Consider the following 20,636-nt stretch of genomic DNA (forward strand, 5'->3'; position numbering starts at 1 on the left):
CTTATTGGAAACAATAAGGTGTTTGGAAATTGATTGTTCGCGATTTGGAAACTATAGACTTTCGAACTTTATCGATCTTTGTGACCACCTGCAGACTGCTGAGTCTCACCCAGTGTGCCGAGGAGCTGGGGCTGCCCAAATCTACAGTGAGCAAAGCCATTTCGAAGCTGGAAGAGCAACTGCAAGCCAAGCTGCTGGAGCGCTCTACACGGAAAATTGAGATTACTGATGCGGGTAGGGTTACCCTTCGCCGGGCCTCTTTACTGGTGGAGGAGTTTAAATCCTTGCGCGAGGATGTGCGGGAGATAGAGCAGCAAGTACAGGGGTTGCTGCGTGTATCGGCCCCCCCGGCCATGGGGAGCTACCTGGCCCAGTATATTTTCCCTCCATTTCTCCAGCAGTGGCCGAAAGCCCAAATCTCGCTGGAGCTATCCAACACTTTTGATGACCTGTTTATTCAGGGTATAGACCTGGCAATTCGTGTCGGGCAGATCGCCGATGACCGTTTGGTGGCGAAAGAAATCGGGTATACGACTCAGGTTCTGGTAGCCAGTCCGGACTATTTAAGGGAGTACGGAATACCTGAGTCACCCCAGGAGCTCAGGCAGCACAATTGTATTACAGCCGGGACTGCCACTGAGTCTGCTTTTTGGACTCTGGTATCCGAAAACAAAACGGAATCTATCGAAGTGCGAAGTAACTTCCATTGTGGCAATCCAGAAACGGCAATAAGGGCTGCTGCTGGCGGGGTGGGAATAGCTCAAATTCCGGTTAACAGCATGATCTGTGAGTTGGAGAAGCAGGAGTTAATACGAATATTTCCCGAATGGCACGCGATATTTATGCCAATTTATGTAGTCTATCGGCCCGGAGTCAATAAGCCCAAGAGAGTCTCGGCACTGTTGGAGTATTTAAATGAAATTAAAGGCCGATTTGAGTTCGGTCCTGATCACCAGCTATGCCAATATGAGACCTGCCCGTTGACTACTGGGAATTTGTAGAATTTAGGTAGGGGCAATTATCTGGAGGTGCCGTTCTCACTAAATAGAGACCTGATCACGGATTGAAACCTTTGAAATACAGTAGTTGCTTTAGCGGTTAGACCATAAAATCTTAGGTTTTACTATTCCCAATAGGGTGCTTTACGACATGATTTCTCATATAACATTAGGTACAAATAACTTGCCTAGGGCGGGGCTGTTTTATTGCAAGATTTTAGCCCCTATTGCTGCGGAGGAAGTTTATCGCTCTGATACAGTTATTTTCTGGCAGTTTAAAGGCTCCTCCACAAAACTTGCTGTTACTGCTCCCTATGATGAAAAGCCGGCGAGTATTGGTAACGGTACAATGTTAGCCCTTAACGTTGGCAGTATTGATAAAGTCGATAAGATTTTTTCTATAGCGCTTGGACTTGGAGGGACATCTGAAGGTGATCCAGGCTATAGGAATTCGGAATCTTTTTATGGGGCCTATTTTAGGGATTTGGATGGAAATAAAATAGCCGTATTTACTCGTTAGAAGGAGTTAAAGTGAGAAAATTGGTAAGTTCCGGTTCATACCTTGAGAATCCCATAGGGTTTTCAAGAGCCTGTAGGGTCGGGGGGCAAATCGCTATATCGGGGACCGCTCCTATATCAGAGGGCAAAACTGCCTTTATCGGTGATGTTTATGGCCAGACCAAACTCTGCTTGGATATTGCGGTCGCTGCTCTGAAGGAGGCTGGTGGACATCTGTCTGACGTTATTAGAACCCGGATTATGTTAGTTGATATAAAGCGCTGGGAAGATGCGGCCAGGGCACATGGGGAACTGTTTTCAGATATTCGCCCTGCCTGTACTTTTGTGGAGGTTAAAGGGTTTATTGACTCTAATTGGTTAGTGGAGATTGAGATGGATGCCGTTGTCTCTGAAAGTTAATTTGAAAAGGGGGTAATGCCGACCTGAAATAGTAGCATTGGCAGTAAAGGGGGGCGGGGTTATTGCCTTAGTTTAAAGGCTAATAACCCCGGCAGACGTAACTTAGGGTTTATTCAAGGCAGCTTGGCTCCGCGGATGTGAAGGTGTTGCCTGACCAAAGGTTATTGTTAACGCTACAATCCTCACTCTCAAAAAGATCTTCAAGGTCGAATAAGCCGTTTCCTGTGGCAGTGTTAAAGACAATGTTATTGCCAATGGCGTTAACACCGATAACTAATATACCGTAAGCTCCATTGTCACTACTGGTATTTTGACTGATGCCATTGTTGGATGCGGAAAATTCTAATGAAATTCCAGAAGATCCATTTTCTACTGTTGTGTTATTCGAAACGGTGCATGAGCTTCCTTCAATTTCAATACCTGTATTGTCATTGTCTTGTACAATGTTCGAGACAAAGATTGAAAAATCCCCATCTAATTCGACTCCATCACCGTCGGACCCAGTAATAGTATTGCCGATTATTGTATTGGAAGTGCCGTCAACTTCCATGCCCTCGTCACCGGATAACTCAATTATGTTTTGGGAAATAAAATTAAGGTTACCATTGATATCGATTCCATCATCTGAGTCATTCCCGTCACCAAGTGTATAATTGCCTGTGACGATATTGCTATCACTGCTTACAACAATGGCATCGTCGAGTGGAAGTAATATATTGATGCCGTATACGGTATGAAGCCCACCTTCTGAAAGTACTACTGCGTCGTTACAGCCATTAATTGTGCCTGTGGATAGTTCACCGGATGAGCCTGTAAGGACTATCCCGTTTGACTGATCCAGTCCGGAACAGGTAAGTGAGAATCCTGCCATATATAGGCTGCCACTTGGTCCTTGAATAGTGAGAGCTGCGCTATTTGGGTCACTGATTGAACAGGTTAGATCTTCTGTTAGTGTTGCGGGCTCTGTAATGATATCGCCGCATTCTACAGCGTTAATGCTTGGTGATAGGGAAGCACCTAGAGAAAGTAGTGCCGCGGATAGAATTTGAAGGTAATGGTTGGGGTACAACATGTCTAACTCCTTTTAACAGATTTAATAAGTGTAGATATCTTTTTATTGAGAATATTTAGCGGAGTAATTTAAGGTGTCTGTATCTTTTAATCTGTCGGATATGGTCTCTTATTGTTGAGACGGGTTTAAGTGTCTGCTAATGTCGACAGTAAAACTATTTATTAATGGTTGTGGGTGCGCAACCTTTTAATTGAATGGCGATTCTCTTTTTGGGAAAGAGAATCGCCTTAAGGTTTAAAGTGGGTTGACAAGGAAGTTGGCTATTTATAAGTTCTTGAATTGCTTGCTTGTAAATTCCCTCAAGTATTTAATCTAAACAAGAGGGATCAGATGTGGTAAATGTATTGTTTTGCCAGGTATTACTGCCTGTGCAATCAAAGTCAACTGCATCAAATAAGTCGTAGGTTTGGCCCTCAGAGAAATTACCAGAAATCGTATTGTTGGTAGGTTCATCGTCCGAAATAAATATTCCATAAGTGCCATTATCAACAACGTTGTTATTGACAATACTATTACTGTCGCCTTGATCTAGGTCGATTCCCCCTTCCTCGTTATCAGTAACATTATTTAGAGAGATAGTGCCGTTGTCACTATCAATTTCAATACCGCTGCTACCATTGAAGGCGGATATGTTGTTGGTGATATTTGCAAAAATACCGTCAATTTCAATGCCATCGTTTCCTGAAAAATAGACCTCGTTAAAGGTAACCGTATTGTAGTCTCCTGCAACTTCAATACCTTCGTCACCAGCATTTTCAACTAGATTGTTGTTGACTAGATTGTTATTACCCTGGATATCGATACCTTCATCGGAATCCCACCCATCTCCAGTGATTGTCATGTTGCTGACCACATTGAAATCGCTTTCGACATATACAGCATCATCACCAAAATCAGTGATAGTGACACCTGTAACAAAATGGTTACCATCCCCTCCAACAGTCACAGCATCGCCGCAACCGATTACGCTACCCCCGCTAAGCCGGGCGCCACTTTCCAGTAAAATAATACCTGTGCCAAATTCATTGGTGGAACAGGTCAAACTGTAATCTCCCATTGAAAGGCTGCCAGATGGTCCCTCAATTGCTATTGCGACAGAAAATTCATCAGCAATAGTGCAGACTAAATCACTGTCGAGGGTGGTCGGAGAGGTTATTACGTCACCACAGCTAACCGCCTGAGCTTGTGAGCCTGAGGCAATACCCATTGATAAGACGGCTATAGCTGCGCTAAGTGGTAAAATGGATTTCTTTTGCATGAGTCTATCCCTAACTTTTAATCAGTTGAGCGAATGTATAAATAAAATAAAAAGCCAGATTTCCGGATTTGTTATTTGTGCCTGAAAAAGAGCACCTGCTTTTCGTTTAAATATTGCCCGATCTGTCTTGATTAGATAAATATTGTTTTGAAGTTTTAATAGTATTTTTTAATGGAAATAATTATAAAAAATTGCATAAGGTGGTTGAGTTTATTGAGCACCCTTAGCTTTATTTCCTAATTTCATTGATATATGTGGTAAATATTCTGATAATTTTACGGGTTGTCGCTAATTGCATTTTCTTATGGGAAAATATTTCCAGTAATTGTGGCTTTTATGTTGAGGTGGCTTTTTTGAGTAGAGGAAAAATTTTCACCTAATTATGAATGGGAATAGGTTTTTCTAAATATATTTAAATGTGTTTGCTTGTATTGAGTTTAGGTGCGGCTTTATAGGTTGTTTACTGTTGTAAGTGAATTTTTGATTGCTGTTCCAAAACTCCTCTGATTTAAAGGCTCAATTTTAGCTGCAAGACAGCGAACTTTTATTTTCAAAAGGCAAACAAAGGTGTGGAGTTGTATTAGCTGGCTGCTGAAGGCTTTATTTATGTTGAGTTTTAAGTGAGATTCCGGCGGTGACGGAAATAAGCTGATTTTGACCGGGTAGGAGGTTTGGGTCGAATTTACTGAATTGGTTACTTCAGAAGGGATCGTTGAGTAGGAGAGGTGTGGGCAGCTGGGACGCCTAGACCATATGGTCAAAGCTAAAGGAGGTCGTCGTGTATTTCCTTCACTCTGTCGCAGCCTTGGCTGAGAATGGCGGTAGTATTGGCGGGCATAGGCCAACTGGGGTTAAACTCCCGCTCTTAAAACTATTACAAAGCTCTATCCTAGAGGAGATACCGATGCGTCAAACAATGATCGCACTATCCGTGGCCGCAGCTCTTGCGGTAGTGGGCGGTTGTGGTGAAAAGACACAACAGGCTGAGGTGGTCAAAGATACCGTGAATGCCGAGAAGTCCATGACTGTTAGTCCGGAGCACGCCAGCAACATGCTATTGGCGGAGTGGACAGGTCCTTTTGGTGGTGTTCCTGCGTTTGACAAGATGAATCTTGAAGATCTCAAGCCCGCAATTGAGAAGGGTATTGAGATGAATCTGGCGGAGCTGGACGCCATCGCCGCCGATCCTGCCAAGCCTACTTTCGCCAATACTTTTGTTCCGATGGAGCGCAGTGGTGCAGAGTTGGGTCGTGCATCTTCTTATTATGGAATCTGGGCCGGCAATATGTCCTCCCCGGAATTCCGTAAGGTCCAGCGTGAACTGGCACCTCTGTGGGCTGACTACGAGTCCAAAATTTACCAGAACAAGGCCCTCTTTAAGCGCATCAAGTCTATCTATGATCAGCGTGAGTCGATGGATCTGGACGCTGAGCAGAAGCGCGTAGTCGAGTTGGTATATACCCAGTTCGCAACCAATGGCGCCACCCTGGAAGGGGAAAAGAAAGAGCGCTATGCAGAAATCAACAAGCGCTTGGCGGAGCTCTATACAAAGTTCTCCAACAATGTACTGGCTGATGAGGAAGGTTACGATATCTTCCTGACAAAAGATCAGCTGGGCGGCCTACCGGATTCCTTTGTCGCCGCAGCGGCAGCAATGGCGGAAGAGAAGGGCGAAAAAGGTAAGTACGCGATCACCAATACCCGTTCCTCCATGGATCCCTTCTTGACTTACTCTGACAATCGCGAGTTGCGTAAGCAGATTTGGACCAATTACTACAGTCGTGGTGATAATGGTGATGAGCGCGATAACAACGCCATTATCGCTGAAATCCTGAAGCTGCGCGATGAGCGTGTCGGCCTACAAGGCTTTGACAACTACGCTCAGTGGCGCTTGCGTGATCGTATGGCCAAATCACCTGAGCGTGCCATGGAGTTGATGGAAGCGGTATGGCCGGCTGCAGTTGGTCGCGTGAAAGAAGAAGTGGCTGATATGCAGGCTGTGGCTGATGCTGAAAAAGCCAATATCACTATTGAGCCCTGGGACTACCGCTACTACGCAGAAAAAGTTCGCAAGGCCAAGTACGACCTGAACTCCGATGAAGTTAAACAGTACTTGCAGCTGGATAACCTGCGTGAAGCCATGTTCTATGTGGCTGGAGAGCTGTTCAATTTTGAGTTCACTCCAGTGAAGGAAGGCTCAGTACCGGTATTCCATGAAGATGTTAAGGTCTGGGAAGTTACCGATAAGACGAGCGGCGACCATATCGGCCTCTGGTACCTGGACCCATTTGCTCGCGCGGGTAAGCGTTCTGGAGCCTGGGCAACCATGTACCGCGACCACTCCACTTTCGATGGTAAGAAGAACGTTCTCTCTTCCAACAACTCCAACTTTATCAAGGGCGCTCCCGGTGAGCCTGTACTGGTAAGCTGGGATGATGCAGAGACTTTCTTCCACGAGTTTGGCCATGCGCTGCACTTCCTTGCGTCCAACGTTACTTATCCGACCTTAAATGGCGGTGTGCGTGACTACACTGAGTTTCAGTCTCAGCTGCTAGAGCGCTGGTTGTCTACCGATGCGGTAATCGATAACTATCTGGTGCACTACAAAACTGGTGAGCCGATCCCTGCGGATCTGGTGAAAAAGATCAAGAAAGCAGCCAAGTTCAACTCAGGCTTTAGCACTACTGAGTACCTGGCATCTGCACTGGTGGATATGAAGTTCCACACTGCTGATCCTGAAGGTATCGATCCAGACAAGTTTGAACGTGAAACTTTGAAGAAGTTGGGTATGCCGGATGAACTGGTGATGCGTCACCGCTCTCCTCATTTTGGTCATATCTTCTCCGGTGAAGGCTATGCGGCCAGCTACTACGGCTACATGTGGGCCGACGTACTGACCTCCGATGCCTCTGAGGCTTTCGCTGAGTCCAAAGGTGGCTTCTACGATAAGGAAGTAGCTGCGAGACTGGTGAAATACTTGTTCGCTCCTCGCAATGCGTTGGACCCGGCAGACGCTTACCGCTCTTTCCGTGGTCGCGATGCCAATATCGAAGCATTAATGCGCGATCGTGGCTTCCCGATCCCTGAAAAGAAAGCGAGCACGGTAGCTGTTAAGGACTAATTAGCAATAGTCCCCGTGACAAAAAAGCCGCATCCTTCGATGCGGCTTTTTTTATTGGTTTAACTTGGTCTGTGAGTATTTCAGCTGGTTTCTGATCTCACCCTCTGTGAAGTTCTTTTACTTGTTTAGCCGCAGGCGCTAATTAACTTAGCTGGAAACATTAACACCTTGAATATATTCCCGGTGTATAACTTAATAAATGGCTTTAAGAATTGGAGGGTTTCTTGATAAGAGTTAGTGTATAGCTGGTACTAAAATAGGGTTTGGGATACTGGGGGGGATCTGATGATAAAAGTTGGTTGTGGGGGTGAAAATAAGCCATTGTTTAGCTAACCCGAAACCTTAATACGGTTTTCAATTTTTCCGGTGCAACTTTTCTTGTGTCTGAAAGATAAATTTCCTTGTGTACCTTGGATAGGCGATTTAAGCCCTGATCTTTAGCAAAAGCTTCCATTTTCTCAAAGCTGATAGGCTCATCCTCAAATCTCCCTAAGTGGAGCATTTGTACACACTTCCCCTCTAAAATAGTCTCAAAGTTAACTTGATTCAGTAATGGATTTGGTTTTTTGTTCTTAACGTAGTTAAGTATTTCCTTGAAAAAGGGTAGCTCGACAAAATCAGGCTGACGTATCATCAGCTTATAGATTAAATCTTCTTTTTTGATCTCCCCAGAATAACTCTCTTTGGCCTTTTCATTGATGTCCCAGACTCCCTCTAATGGATAGACTGTAAAATCAAAGTATCCAGTCGGCTTCTCATCCGTTTTTTTGGGAAGCATCTTGATGGCATAAGCCAAGGAATATAGGGTACCGATACAGTTCGTGAATGCCTCCCCAGCAGGGCTGCCTTCTCCATGAATAGTAATGTAATTAAGTTTAGGAATATCGATAACTTCAGGTTGAGTTTTAGGGAGATAGAGAGATTTTTCTTTTTTTCGCCATTCATGCTTTACTGGCATAGTATTCCCTTGGTTTTTTCTAGGTCGCTTTAAGTTTACTGTTTATAAATACAGTATTCAAGGTGAGTGGTTTAATGTTGATGTTTGGCAGGTAAAGTTAGATTAGATGAAAGGAAATTTTCACTTATAACTGAATGGCGTTACGACGACTTGGAGCCCGGTGTGAAGAGTGATGATTGAAAGGCGCACGTTTATTATTTAGGGTAGTTATTACACCGCCGATAGCTTTACTACCGTCTACTTGTAAGATCTAGTAAGAGTCGCAATATGTCTTTGTGTTGGACTCCGCCTTCAATAGTGGGGCGATACTATTACTAGTAACGTGGGTAGGTTATATCGAGGTGGTAAGGTTAGCTCCGTCGCCGATCGCATATGCATCGACTTGGAGCCTAGCGCTAGTATTCAACTTGGAGAGGATTACCTTGACAGGGGAGTAAAGTGGTTTTAACTAGAGTCATCTAGATCGTCACCGGAGGGGCGGATACACGATCGACATGCTGGCCCGTTAATATTGCCCTTATGTGATTATTAGATTTGGTTGTGGATCTCTGCTGAGCTTATGCTGTGAGTATTGATCTATAAGGCAGAACTAAATTTCTACAGGTTAATTGCGCTCCGCTTCTATTTTCTGTTTGAGAGCCTTGATAGGGAGGCCCGACATGCCGCCAATTTTATCACCTGCATAGGAGCCAGCTATCACCATCTTAGCGGGGTTGCCAGCCATAAATATGATTTGCCCGCTAATTTTATTTTTTCGAATGCCGGCCTCGTTTTCTATTTTTTCATTGTACACATCACCCACTTTAAAATGTAAATCGACACCATCGTCCAATTTAAGTACTTCTGAGACTATTTCCGTCAAATTGCCATTTTCTCCCTCTTTAAATTCGGTGGCAATGATTGCTGTTGCGGCTTCTATACGTTTATCAATACCCATTTTCCAAAGAGGAGCTTTTCTCTCTGCGGCGAAAGCACTCAATGGAGTAGCAGTGCCAAGGCATGCTATGCTAAATCCTAACCCAAAAAATAGTCTATTTAAGAATTTTCTTAGTGCTTGCATATTTCCTATGCTCGATAATCGTTATATGAGGTGGGTTTCCTGTAATCTCTTAATAGTCTAGATTACTAAAAGATAATCTCAGTTCTTTTCAAAATTATCAAGTTAGAATGATGGTTTAGATTGATATCATTTTAATAATTTCAGGACAATTGCGACAATTAAGCTTTCCTGTAAAAATTCAAGGTTGGGGCTTTGGCCTTGGTGAAGATGTGAGTGGGAATCTTTTTTAGAAAGTAAGAATGTACCAATTTCACGGATAAATCTTAGTCAAAAGATTTGTTGTTTTTTAGTTTTGTTGATTTTTTGTATGTCTTGTAATTTCTAATAGTAGCCTTAAGGCATCTTTGTGTTGTACCCCATCTTCAATAATGGGCTGATCGTAATTATGTAAGAAATAATCTTTAATGACGGTTTCAACCCTGAACCCATGGCGTTGGTAGAACGTTAGTTGGTAACCAAATGTACCGGTGCTCAATTCAACTCTATGAACTCCCCTGGTGATGAGCTCTGATAGAGAGAACTTTAACAGTTTTGATCCAATCCCTTGCTGTCGCATTTCAGGAGAAACTGAGATATTGAAAATCTCAGCGATTGCGGTATCAATTTCTTTTACTACGCATATACCTTCCACAACGCCAGCATCAATTGCTGCGAAGCACCAGGATTCAGGTAAATAGCTGTCTATTTTCTTCTTAGAGGGATCTGCTTCGAGTAGAAGATATAAAGGTGCATCGCTTACGGGTATTTGGATGTATTTCATAGCGCGGTCTACTTGGTTTCTATTTGAGGCGTTAACCTATATGCGCTTTATCAATAAAGTTTTCTCGTATCCACAAAAAGTAGTATAGCAATAGCGCAATACAAGGCTCTTAGTGAATTATGGGGCAGTCGTTGTTTCTGCGAATACCGGCTTTCGCCGGTATTCGCAGATTTGAAGTGCGGGAAAAATGAAGGTCAGTGATTGGCTACAGGGGTTTACGGTATACCTGTTCTCCTTCAACCCAGGTCTCCAGAACTTGTACTTTCCAGATCTCCTGGGGAGCCATCGTAAAAATATCCTTATCCAGCAAAATAAAATCGGCGAACTTCCCGGCTTCAAGGTTGCCGATGACTTTCTCTTGATGGCTGGCATAGGCTGCATCCAGGGTAAAGGCGCGCAGGGCTTGCTCCAGAGTCATAGCTTCTTCAGTGCGCCAGCCTTTACTGGGGTCTCCCTGGCGGTCGCGGCGGGTAACTGCGGCGTGTAGACCGAAAAGCGGGTTTGCAGGTTCTACAGGGAAGTCGGAACCTGCGGCGATGGGAGTGCCTTGCTCCAGCAGTGTCTGCCATGCGTAGGCGCCGATCAGGCGCTCATTCCCCAGGCGGTCGCCGGCCATGTTCTTATCGCTGGTAGCGTGAGTGGGCTGCATAGAGGCAATCAGGTTGAGCCGGGCGAAGCGCGGAATATCTTCCACCTCAATAACCTGGGCGTGCTCCACGCGATGACGATAGCTAGCTTGGCTCTCTGCCTTGTTTAGGGTTTCCAAATGGTTCAGTACGATATGGTTAGCCCTGTCGCCGATCGCATGTACGTTAACCTGGAAGTTATTGTCGGTAGCCAGCTTGAGCAAAGCCAACATTTTGTCTTCCGGGTAGAGCAGCAGCCCCTTTTCCTGAGGACGGTCGTGGTAGGGCTCCAGCAGGGCAGCGCCTCGGCTTCCCAAGGCGCCATCGGCGGAAAGTTTGATGCTGCGCATATACAGCCGGTCCGATGGCTCTCCAATATGCCCCGCCTGAAGTAACTGGGTATAGTTGTGGCTATCTACTGAAAGCATGGGGTAAATACGCAACGGGATGGCTTTCTTATTTGCCAGGTCTTGGTAGGCGTTCAGGGTCTGTTCGCTGATACCCGCATCATGCACACTGGTTAATCCCAGGGAGAGAGCGGTGGTAAATGCATTTTGTAGATTCTTTTTCTCCTGGGCTAAAGTAGGTGCGGGTATCGCCGTGTACATCAGGCTCATAGCGTTATCGATCAGGATGCCTGTCGGGTTGCCGTTTTCATCCCGTAGAATCTCACCGCCATCTGGTGATTGGGTTTCCTTGTCGATCCCCGCTAACTCCAGGGCCCTGGAATTGGCCCAACCTGCGTGGCCATCGACCCTGCGCAACCAAATTGGCTGCTTGATTTCCAATTTATCCAGTTGTTTACGGGTTGGGAAAGCTTTGTTGGGCCAGGTAACCTGGTTCCAGCCACGGCCCGATAGCCATTCGTCGGGCCCCAGATCCCGGGCGTACTTCTTGATGGCTGAGAGTGCTTGTGCAAGGGAGTGATCGCGTAAGTCCAATTCCCCGGTGAGTTGGCCCAGGCCCAGCATATGGCCGTGGGCATCAATTAGGCCTGGGAGTAGGGTTTTACCTTGCGCGTCAATTCTGTCGGCTGTAGGGAACTGCTTTTCCAGCTGTTGATAGCTTCCAGTTGCCAGTACCTTACCTTGATCAAAGGCTAAAGCATCGAACGTGAGTAGTTGATCATCAGTAGTTTGGTAGCCGGAAACATTGTGAATCAGCGTGGCGGACTGAACACACAGTGAGGTGGCCATAAGTAGAGTGGCGGTAAGGGGGCGGAAAAAACGCATAGATAGCTTGCCTTATAGGGCGACTTTTGAACCTCGCCCCAACTAGTCGAATATCTTAAAATTCGAGTTATTGTTTTGCTGGATCTATGCGCAGTAAACGGCCTTTGGGGCCATCGGTCAATATGTAAAGACTGCCATCCTGGCCAACTTCTGCGTCGCGTACGCGCTCCCCAATAGGTATCCTTAGCTCGCCAATGGCAGCGCCATCTTTTATCTGAATGATCCTTAAATCTTCGCTAACTAATCCGGCGGAAATAAGCCGTCCTTTCCATTCGGGGAAGGCATTGCCGGTGTAGAAGGCCAGTCCTCCAGGGGCATGGGTATCGAGCCAGGCCAGTGCGGGCGAGGTAAATTCTGGATCCTCGATTTTAAAGGCTATATTGGAACCATCCCGGTAGTCCCGACCAAAAGTGACCCTTGGCCAGCCATAGTTACTGCCAGCTTTGAGGCGGTTCAATTCATCGCCTCCAGCGGGGCCGTGTTCGGAGGACCAGATCTCTCCACTTTGTTGATCGATCACCAATCCTTGGGGGTTGCGGTGGCCAAAGCTCCAGATTTGCGGCAGGGCATCTGCTTGGTTTTTGAAAGGGTTGTCGTCGGGAATAGAACCGTCCCCATTAATACGAATAATAGAGCCGAAGTGGGTTTGTAGGTTTTGGGCCTGTTCCCTGGCAAAAATATCGAGGAATTCTTGTGGGGGATTACCGCCATCGCCAATGGTAGCCAGCAACGTTTTATCGGGTAGGAAGGCGAGCCGGGAACCGAAGTGTGCGCCGTTATTTTTACCCTGCGCGGACTTGAATATCTCTTCAAAGTTTTCCAACTTGCCGTTATTCCATTTAGCCCGACCAATGGCAAGTCGGTTGTTGTCCATATTGCCAATGGCATAGCTGAAGTAGAGCATCTGGTCTTGAGGGAAGGTGGGGCTCACAGCGATATCCAGTAGGCCCCCTTGGCCAAGAAACAAGATTTCTGCTGGAAACCCGATAGGTTCTGCCAATAATTTTCCATCTTTTACAATTCTGAGTTGTCCGCTGCGCTGGGTGATAAGAAAACTTCTATCGGGCAGGTTGGTTATACCCCAAGGGTATTCAAGTGGGCCGGCGACTGAAGCAAGGGTAACCTCTTCGGCGAGCGGGATAGTGCCTCGGGAAATTAAAGGATTACCCTGGCTATTGGCAGCAGTGCTAAAAAAGATGCAGGTTGTGACAACTACACTAAGGAGGTATTTCACCACATGGCCTCTATCGATTTGTCTCGGGATTGAGCATAGATAGAGTAGTCACTGGGGAATGTCCAGGCAGTGCGCCAGGGTAATTGTCAGGGCGTTAAATCACTCTGTAGGGAGGTGAATAGATGTCCCGCTGGTTGATTATCGCAGGAATAATTTTAGTGTTGGTTGGGGTGCTATTGCACTTTTCCCCAGGGTTATTCAGCTGGTTCGGGCGCTTGCCGGGAGATATTCGTGTGGAGTCGGGGCGCACCCGTTTTTACTTTCCAATTGTATCGATGATTATCGTTAGTTTGGTATTGAGTTTACTGGTGAATTTATTTCGACGTTAATAAAAAACCGCCAGGGCAACTATCTCCTGGCGGTGAGAGGGAGTTTATGGAGTGTAGCGGAAGCGCATCAGCTTGTAGGGTGGCTTGGCATTACCAAGGCCAGAACTGAAAGCAGGATGCTGGTGAAGTTGGTCCTGGGTTATATATACCCAGCCATTGCTAATAGCGAGGCTGTCAGGCCAAGAGAGCTGTTTGTCCTGTAACAGGATTTGGTAATTGCCCTGGGTGGTCAGTCCAATGGCGTTATTCTGCAGGTCGGTAACCAGCACGCCACCTTCCGGTGCCATTGCAATGCCATCACTGGGGTTTTTGGGGCCAAATTCTTCAATTTGTGCGGTTAGTTTACTCTCGGAAATATCGGCGTCCGCCAACTGTGCCGCAGGAAGGCGGAAGATTTTATCGCCGCTGAGGCTGCCAAAGTAGAGCCATTCAGCCTTGTCGTCCAGGGCAATGGGGTTGAGACCAAAGTGCAGGCTTTTATTCGTATCACCTTCAGTTTTAGCCGCTAGCAAAACTCCGCCGATGATGAGATCTCGCTTTGGCGGCATAAATTCATTAGCGCTTTCCAGTACGCGCCGGGAGTGACCGGTTTTCAGGTCGACGACAATAATTGCCGGTTTGGTCGCGCCGTTAAAATTACCGAAGGACATATCGGCGATGTAGATTTTTTGGCGCTTTTCATCCAAGGCAAAATCCTGCGGAAATGAATTTTCCACTAATGCTGGCTTGGAAATTTCAATCTGTTGGTGCAGTTTATTGTTGACACTGTCCCAGGCGACAAGTTGGACGGGTGTATTTTCACCGCCCATATCCAAAATCCAGACGATGCCTTTGCTGTCAGAGTGAATGCCAATTACTGATCCAAAACCCACTTCACCCTGCTCAGACCCATCCGCCCAATCTCGATTGGGAAAGGGTTGCTTGGAGCCGTTGGCCATTACCTCGAGTACTTTTAGTTTTGGCGCATCCAGTGGGTGCATGCTGACCAGTACCCGGCCATTGGGGGTGACAGTGACACCGGCAGCGCGGGACTCGCTGAATTCAGTGACTGTTTGCAGTGACTTCGCTTCAGCTGCGTGAGAGACGCTGGAGGCTAAGCTGCCAACACCTGCAAGAGCCAGTGCGGCAAATAGTATTTTCGGGGGCTTCATTGCGACTTCCTTAAATTTTACGGTGTCTTAGTTTTTGGCTTGTTTGCGCAGCGCATCTTCCAAGGCGCTGAGTTTTTTGTTGCCGATATAAAGCTGGGACAGTGCAGCCAGGGCGGCGCTGCCAATTTTCTGTTTGGCATCTTTGCGCACGATGAGCGTTGCTTCATCTTGAGTGCCGAGAAGCCCTTTGGGCTCTTTTAGTGCGCGGATGGTGTAGCGGTTGTGGAGAAATTGCGGGTGCCACAAGGGGATCACTACCCAGCGCTCCTGCGCTACGGCGTCTTCAAAACGGTTGAAGCAGTCCGCTTCTGTTCCCGGTCGGAATTCGTAACCTGCCTTATCGAGGCCATAGGCCTGGATCATTTCAGCGGAAAAGCGGCTAATACCGGCACCGGGATTGATTCCCTGGATCAGGCGATCCATATGGGTGAGGGCGGGTTCGCTGAGTAGGTCATCAACGCTGGCAATTGCATTATCGGGCACATAATCCGGCACGCCCCAGATACAGTAGGGCTCATACAGCACGGTCACTTTTTCTACCTGGTCCAGCAGGGGATTCAGGTAGACCTCGTGGCTGGAGGGCAGCCAGGCCGAAGTTAAAAGGTCGATTTCCCCGTTTTTTAACAGCTCGAAGGCCGCCTCATGGGGGGCGGACTTGAAGCTGGTTTGGTGGCCGTGAGCCTCAAGAACCTTGGCGACTTCCCGAGCGCTGGCCTCGTGGAAAGAGAGCGCAATGTGTCCGATGCGAATACTGTTATTCATACCGAAACTCCCTAGTGTAAGTTTGTGACTGTGCAGTATTTACTGCGATAGGGGTATTGTGGTTGCTTTGATTTACCGGATAAACTGCTATTAATAGAAATCAATATTCGGTATTTCCGATCAATGCTGATAGATAATCTCAAGTTGTTCCTGCAAATTGTTGATAAAGGTAGCCTGGTCGCCGCAGCGCGGGACTCGGGCCTATCTTCCAGTAGGGTTTCCGAGCGCCTTGCGGCATTGGAGTCGCACTTCGGTGTGGTGTTATTGAATCGAACAACCCGGGCAATTAGCCTGACAGAGGAAGGGCGTACCCTGATTGAGGGTGCTAAACAGATTCTGGGCGAAGTAGATGACCTTGAAAGCCGTATTCGATCAGGAGCACAGACCCTATCCGGTGGCATTCGTGTAAGTGCCCCCTGCGACTTGGGGCGTGCGATTGTGGCCCCGGAAATTGACCGCTTCTTACTGGATCACCCGGCTATTTCTATTGAATTGCTGTTGTCGGATGGTTATGTGGACATTGTTGGTCAGGGTATTGATATTGCCTTGCGTTTCGGCGCAATCACCGACAGTTCACTTCGGGTCAGGACCCTGAGCCAAAAGCAGCGCATCCTCTGCGCTTCTCCCAGCTATTTACAAGAGCGCGGCACTCCACAAAAGCCTGACGACCTGAAGGGCCACAACTGTCTGGTGATGCGTTTCGGTGAAAACCTGGACAACCACTGGCGCTTTCTCGGCGGCTGCGATGGATCGGGAAGTGAGCAAACTGTGGTGGTGCGCGGTGACCGGGTGACCAATGACGGGGAACTGGCTCGTCAGTGGTGCCTGAAGGGAAGTGGCATTATTTTAAAATCGGAACTGGATGTAGGGCCGGATATTCAGGCGGGCAGGCTGGTTCGCCTGTTAGAAAAGTACACTCCACCGCCAGTACCACTTCAAATGTTGTTCCCTCCAAGCCGGGCCCAGCCGCGCCGGGTGACGGTATTTGCAGACCGATTGGCCATGAAGTTTATGTCCACTTCTGCGAGGATTTAATCGCCCCTCTCAAGTTGATTGTTATCTTTATTTATTTTGAATTCAGGCCGTAAAGCTATGGCATTTTTTTATTCTTCTATAATTAGGCTTGTGACTTTCTAGTTCATTTATATCAGTGCCGGTATTAAGTTTTTTAGTGGTGGAGGCAGTTGATGATACTAGACATCATATATGCGGTAATTATTCTGTATGTGTTGATTTGCCTGGTGCTGTATTTTAAAGACAAGTCCTACTTCTACAAAAATGCGGCCATTATACAATCTCCACCCGAAGCCTTGTTTGATTATGTGGTAGACCTGCGAAATTGGGAAAGCAAATATCCGAACACTTTATTTGCGGAATACAATCTGGGGGGCGATAAGTCCACTGTAGGTAGCGTGGCGATCGAAAAATATTGGGGGATTACGGGCTACCACGTAATGAAGCATCAATTAATAAATTATGAGCGGCCCAATAAAATTTCCTGGGAGGGGAAGACGATTTACGGTGGTGCGCTGGTTCTATTATTTTTACCAATTACTAAACACATCACGGGCCATTTCAGTTACACCATTACCGAAATGAAGGGTGGGGCAAGTCACTGGGAGAGACAGTGTTATTTCAAAATGCACTCTGCGAACCCAATTTATCAGCTAGTGTACTTGCTTTATATGCCGCTATTCAGACTTGAGCTGTTAAAAGCATTGCGGCTATACCAGGCGGAAGTGAAAGAAATGATGGAGAAGATTTACAAGGATTAATTGTATTTTTTGACGCTGCAAAATAAAAAAAGGCCGCATGGGAGTACGGCCATCAAGGGACTTATTTGCGAGATAGGAGAGTGTAAAGCTCGTTAATTAAAAATCGTATCTGATTGACGCAGAGAAAGTACGCCCCGGCGCCGCATTGACAGAAAGATCGCTACCTTCATCCCAGCCTGCAACATTCAGGTAGGGAACGTAGTATTTATCCATCAGGTTGTTAACCGCCAAGTTCACAGACATGGAGTCCATTACCTGATAACCCAGGGTCCAGTCTACAGTGCCATAACCGGCAGTTTCAGTAGCGCCGTCGTTCACTTTTTCCATGCGGTCTGCCCAGCGCACCAGTACCTGGCTGGAGAGTTTGGCTCCGCTGTAGCTTGCACCGACCACGCCAGAAAGTGGGCTGATGCTGGTAAGGTATTCACCGGTGGTGTCGTTTTCGCCGCGCTGGTAGCTGGCATTTGCAAACAACTCGATTGTTGGAGATAGGTACCAGCTGGCGCTCGCCTCTATACCTTTGATGGTGACAGATTCGATGTTCTGGTACTGGTACTGTTCAAATACATGGGAGAAACTGCCGTCATCACCATTTACAAATTCTTGGTGAATTAAAGTGGTTTCCAGGAAATCATCGTATTCGGTATAAAACGCTGCAGTACTGAAAGCTACCGGGCCCAGGTGCCCGCGCAGGCCGAGTTCGAAGGTGTCACTGGTTTCTGGTGACAGATCGTCGGCGGGCAGAACCTCGTAGATGTAACTGGAGGTCGGCTGCAGGTAGTGCTCGATATAGGCTAAATCGTAGGCCGGCACTTTAAAGCCCTGTCCGTATTGGGCAAAGGCGGACAGTTTCGGATTGATTCGGTACAGCGCGCCCAGGTTGAAGGAGACATTGCTTTCTTCAATGGTGGCAAATGGAGTGTCATCAGACTTCAATGCACCGTTGGGGTCCATCTCGTACCAGTCGTAGCGAAGCCCCGGGGTAACGGTCAGCTGGCCATTGGCGAATGACATTTCGTCATTGATAAACAGGCCGGCGCGCGCCACCTCGTTTTCTGGGAATTTCTCGGTGGTGGAGTCCAGGGTGGAGCTACCCGCAACTTCACGGTATTGGTGAACGGTACGCTCGCTCTCGGTTTGCTCCAGGTCCAGGCCGTAACCCAGGGTGTGGGTCTCATTCAGGGTTTTGCTGGCGTTGGACAGCAGGCCGATAGTGTCCTGGCGGTAGAGGCCGGTTTCCCACATGTCGCGGATTTCGATCACACCGAACATGGGGGCGTTGATGTCCAGTTGCCCGTACTGCTCGTCTTCCTGTTCAGACTTGTTGTTGTACAAGCTGATATTTACCTGATCGTAAATCGCAGTTGGAGTCTCGCTGTGGTAGCGGAGCTGGTATGCAGTGGTCTCTTTGTCGGAAACAGATTGTTCAGCGACGATGTTGTAGCCGTAGTCGGCCAGTCCGCGGAAGTAATACAGCAGGCCATCGGCACTGTCACCGACAGTTTCCTGGTTCCAGTGGTCGATGCTGAAGCTGATGAAGTCTTCGCCATCCAGGTTGTATTTACCCTTGTACAGGATGCTCTTCGATTCAATCTCGAAGGGGGCCTGGGTTTCGTCGTAGTTCTGTTGTTCTTCACCATCGCGGAAGGTGGTGTGCAGCAGTTGCTCAAAATTGCCGGTGCGCAGGGCAAGGGTAGGAGAAACATTTTTCTGGCTGGTGATGCCGTTGTAGCCGGTCTTGATAGAGCCGCCAAACTGCTCGCCATCTTCCAGGTAGTCGGAAGCATCTTTGGTGGTGAATACTACGATACCGGCAAGGGCGTCTGAACCGTACAGGGAGGAGGCTGCGCCTTTGGCAACTTCAACCTGCTTTAGGGTGTCCACTTCAATAAAGCCGCGACCAATAATGTCGTTTTGGCCATTGGCGCCATAACCCTCGTTCACCCGCATACCGTCTTTGATAATCAGTACACGGTCACCGCCCATGCCGCGCACCAGAATATTCTGCGCGCCGCCAGCCTCACCGGTTACTTCAACACCGGGCTCGTATTGGAACAACTGGTTCATGTCATTGAGCTGAAGCTGCTCAATTTCTTCATTGGTCACCACGGAAACGCTGCCCGCAACGTCTTTCAGGGGTTTTTCTGCGCGCCCGCTGACGACGATCAGCTCGAGTTCATTGCTGGACGGAGAGGTCGGGGTCTCTGCGTACAGGTTTGAGGCGGAGGCTAAGCCCAAAATGGCTGCTGCTAGTGGGCGACGTTTCATGGTGAATTCCTTGATGTCGTTGATTCGGTCTGCTCGTTAAGGGTCTCTGGTTGCCCTTTCGCTTGGTCTTGTCGACCAGTTCGGAGCGAGATTATATGGATACTTATTAAAATGTAAAGGTAAATGCGAATCAATATCAATTAGATTAAATTTGACCTTAAAAGTTTCTTTGGGTACTTTCCGCTCAAATTTGTGAACGGCATCAATAGTGGGGCTTGGGAGGCTTGCAGTGAATATTCAATCAATTGAGACCTTAATGGCGGATGTGGCCGACCTGTTTATGGCCCCAGTATTACTGGCGATTCTGGTACTTTTTATCTACTCGCTTTATGCCGCCGGGCGCTTTATTTCACTGTGGATGCTTCGCCGCAAAAATGCAGGAGCCTATCGGTTGGCATTGAAGCAAGGTCGGGTTGAGCGCCTGCCGGGCTACCAGGTGCACAACTTTTACGTGAATAACCCTTTGGCATGTGACGACGAATTAGAAGTTTTTGCGTTGAGAAAACTGGAACTTCTTCGCATGGCTACCCGGATCGCGCCCATGTTGGGTTTGATTGCCACCATGATTCCTATGGGGCCGGCACTTCGCGCCCTGGCCGATGGCAATATCCAGGGAATTAGTGAAAACCTGATTATTGCTTTCGCCGCTGTGATCTGGGGCTTGGTAATCTCCACGATTACCTTCTGGCCCGCCTCAGTGAAAAAACGCTGGTTTGCCTCTGAGCTGATCAATATCCGCAAACTGAAGGAGGCCGACTGATGCGCTTCCTCGACGAAGATGAAGAACTGAATCCTATTCTGAGTGCGGTGAACCTGATCGATGTGTTTCTGGTCATTATCGCCGCGCTGCTGATTGCCATTGCGCAAAATCCCTTGAACGTTTTTTCCAATGAAAAGGTCACGGTGATTAAAAATGCCGGCGAACCCAATATGGAAGTGATCGTCAAGGACGGTAAGGAAATCAAACAATACAAATCCACCGGGGAAATTGGCTCAGGGGAGGGCACCCGTGCAGGTGTGGCCTACCAGATGGCCGATGGCAGCCTGGTTTATGTACCGGAAGGGGAAGGTAAAGATGCTCCCGCCGGTGAAAAAGCTTCGGGGGGGAATTAGT

The 20,636-nt window shown here is 47.5% G+C and carries 19 protein-coding genes; 9 read left to right on the top strand and 10 right to left on the bottom strand.

Annotated features, from left to right (window positions below; all coding sequences use genetic code 11):
- Window positions 1-29: 29 nt before the first annotated feature.
- The 3 genes from ACJJI1_RS16530 to ACJJI1_RS16540 all read left to right on the top strand — a co-directional run bounded on the left by ACJJI1_RS16530 (window position 30) and on the right by ACJJI1_RS16540 (window position 1,916).
- The gene (locus ACJJI1_RS16530; protein WP_444957311.1) at window positions 30-1,001 is read left to right on the top strand and encodes a LysR family transcriptional regulator; all 972 of its coding nucleotides are present in this window, start codon (window positions 30-32) and stop codon (window positions 999-1,001) included.
- 148 nt (window positions 1,002-1,149) lie between these two features.
- Window positions 1,150-1,518 (top strand): VOC family protein, encoded by a 369-nt coding sequence (locus tag ACJJI1_RS16535; RefSeq protein WP_413665248.1) that lies wholly within the window; start codon window positions 1,150-1,152, stop codon window positions 1,516-1,518.
- 11 nt (window positions 1,519-1,529) lie between these two features.
- Window positions 1,530-1,916, top strand: a complete 387-nt coding sequence (locus tag ACJJI1_RS16540) for a RidA family protein (protein WP_444916897.1) — start codon at window positions 1,530-1,532, stop codon at window positions 1,914-1,916.
- Between the two features lie 109 nt (window positions 1,917-2,025).
- Here ACJJI1_RS16540 and ACJJI1_RS16545 read toward each other — a convergent pair whose 3' ends face one another.
- Both ACJJI1_RS16545 and ACJJI1_RS16550 read right to left on the bottom strand, forming a co-directional pair.
- A complete protein-coding gene (locus tag ACJJI1_RS16545) occupies window positions 2,026-2,988 on the bottom strand; it encodes a right-handed parallel beta-helix repeat-containing protein (protein ID WP_444957312.1) in 963 nt (320 codons plus the stop codon).
- Between the two features lie 307 nt (window positions 2,989-3,295).
- Complete coding sequence (locus ACJJI1_RS16550; protein ID WP_413665251.1) at window positions 3,296-4,246, bottom strand: right-handed parallel beta-helix repeat-containing protein; 951 nt, start codon at window positions 4,244-4,246, stop codon at window positions 3,296-3,298.
- A gap of 904 nt (window positions 4,247-5,150) precedes the next feature.
- Between ACJJI1_RS16550 and ACJJI1_RS16555 the strand changes: the two genes are divergently transcribed.
- Complete coding sequence (locus ACJJI1_RS16555) at window positions 5,151-7,367, top strand: M3 family metallopeptidase (RefSeq protein WP_413665252.1); 2,217 nt, start codon at window positions 5,151-5,153, stop codon at window positions 7,365-7,367.
- A 325-nt stretch (window positions 7,368-7,692) separates the two neighbouring features.
- Here the strand turns inward: ACJJI1_RS16555 and ACJJI1_RS16560 are convergent, their stop codons facing one another.
- The 5 genes from ACJJI1_RS16560 to ACJJI1_RS16580 form a co-directional block, all read right to left on the bottom strand.
- Complete coding sequence (locus ACJJI1_RS16560; RefSeq protein WP_413665253.1) at window positions 7,693-8,325, bottom strand: GyrI-like domain-containing protein; 633 nt, start codon at window positions 8,323-8,325, stop codon at window positions 7,693-7,695.
- A 604-nt stretch (window positions 8,326-8,929) separates the two neighbouring features.
- Window positions 8,930-9,385 (bottom strand): hypothetical protein, encoded by a 456-nt coding sequence (locus ACJJI1_RS16565; protein ID WP_444957313.1) that lies wholly within the window; start codon window positions 9,383-9,385, stop codon window positions 8,930-8,932.
- A 286-nt stretch (window positions 9,386-9,671) separates the two neighbouring features.
- Window positions 9,672-10,145, bottom strand: a complete 474-nt coding sequence (locus ACJJI1_RS16570; protein ID WP_413665255.1) for a GNAT family N-acetyltransferase — start codon at window positions 10,143-10,145, stop codon at window positions 9,672-9,674.
- 205 nt (window positions 10,146-10,350) lie between these two features.
- Window positions 10,351-12,003 (bottom strand): amidohydrolase, encoded by a 1,653-nt coding sequence (locus ACJJI1_RS16575; protein ID WP_444957314.1) that lies wholly within the window; start codon window positions 12,001-12,003, stop codon window positions 10,351-10,353.
- 67 nt (window positions 12,004-12,070) lie between these two features.
- On the bottom strand, window positions 12,071-13,237 hold the full coding sequence (locus ACJJI1_RS16580; protein WP_444957315.1) for a PQQ-dependent sugar dehydrogenase: 1,167 nt from the start codon (window positions 13,235-13,237) through the stop codon (window positions 12,071-12,073).
- 122 nt (window positions 13,238-13,359) lie between these two features.
- On the opposite strand from ACJJI1_RS16580, the gene ACJJI1_RS16585 reads away from it, so the two are divergent.
- On the top strand, window positions 13,360-13,566 hold the full coding sequence (locus ACJJI1_RS16585) for a DUF2905 domain-containing protein (protein WP_282933328.1): 207 nt from the start codon (window positions 13,360-13,362) through the stop codon (window positions 13,564-13,566).
- Between the two features lie 44 nt (window positions 13,567-13,610).
- Here the strand turns inward: ACJJI1_RS16585 and ACJJI1_RS16590 are convergent, their stop codons facing one another.
- The gene (locus ACJJI1_RS16590; RefSeq protein ID WP_444957316.1) at window positions 13,611-14,717 is read right to left on the bottom strand and encodes an L-dopachrome tautomerase-related protein; all 1,107 of its coding nucleotides are present in this window, start codon (window positions 14,715-14,717) and stop codon (window positions 13,611-13,613) included.
- 27 nt (window positions 14,718-14,744) lie between these two features.
- On the bottom strand, window positions 14,745-15,479 hold the full coding sequence (locus tag ACJJI1_RS16595) for a glycine betaine ABC transporter substrate-binding protein (protein WP_444957317.1): 735 nt from the start codon (window positions 15,477-15,479) through the stop codon (window positions 14,745-14,747).
- 123 nt (window positions 15,480-15,602) lie between these two features.
- Between ACJJI1_RS16595 and ACJJI1_RS16600 the strand changes: the two genes are divergently transcribed.
- Complete coding sequence (locus tag ACJJI1_RS16600) at window positions 15,603-16,514, top strand: LysR family transcriptional regulator (RefSeq protein ID WP_444957318.1); 912 nt, start codon at window positions 15,603-15,605, stop codon at window positions 16,512-16,514.
- Between the two features lie 152 nt (window positions 16,515-16,666).
- Complete coding sequence (locus tag ACJJI1_RS16605; RefSeq protein ID WP_444957319.1) at window positions 16,667-17,254, top strand: SRPBCC family protein; 588 nt, start codon at window positions 16,667-16,669, stop codon at window positions 17,252-17,254.
- A 96-nt stretch (window positions 17,255-17,350) separates the two neighbouring features.
- Here ACJJI1_RS16605 and ACJJI1_RS16610 read toward each other — a convergent pair whose 3' ends face one another.
- The gene (locus ACJJI1_RS16610) at window positions 17,351-19,522 is read right to left on the bottom strand and encodes a TonB-dependent hemoglobin/transferrin/lactoferrin family receptor (RefSeq protein ID WP_444957320.1); all 2,172 of its coding nucleotides are present in this window, start codon (window positions 19,520-19,522) and stop codon (window positions 17,351-17,353) included.
- A 229-nt stretch (window positions 19,523-19,751) separates the two neighbouring features.
- Here ACJJI1_RS16610 and ACJJI1_RS16615 point away from each other — a divergent pair, with 229 nt between their 5' ends.
- Together ACJJI1_RS16615 and ACJJI1_RS16620 are read left to right on the top strand one after the other, a co-directional pair.
- Window positions 19,752-20,282, top strand: a complete 531-nt coding sequence (locus ACJJI1_RS16615) for a MotA/TolQ/ExbB proton channel family protein (protein ID WP_413665263.1) — start codon at window positions 19,752-19,754, stop codon at window positions 20,280-20,282.
- Complete coding sequence (locus tag ACJJI1_RS16620) at window positions 20,282-20,635, top strand: DUF2149 domain-containing protein (protein WP_413665264.1); 354 nt, start codon at window positions 20,282-20,284, stop codon at window positions 20,633-20,635. Before ACJJI1_RS16615 ends, ACJJI1_RS16620 begins: the two co-directional genes overlap by 1 nt.
- The last annotated feature ends 1 nt before the right edge of the window (window position 20,636 follow it).

The sequence above is a fragment of the Microbulbifer maximicatervae (SeqCode) genome, assembly GCF_052467065.1.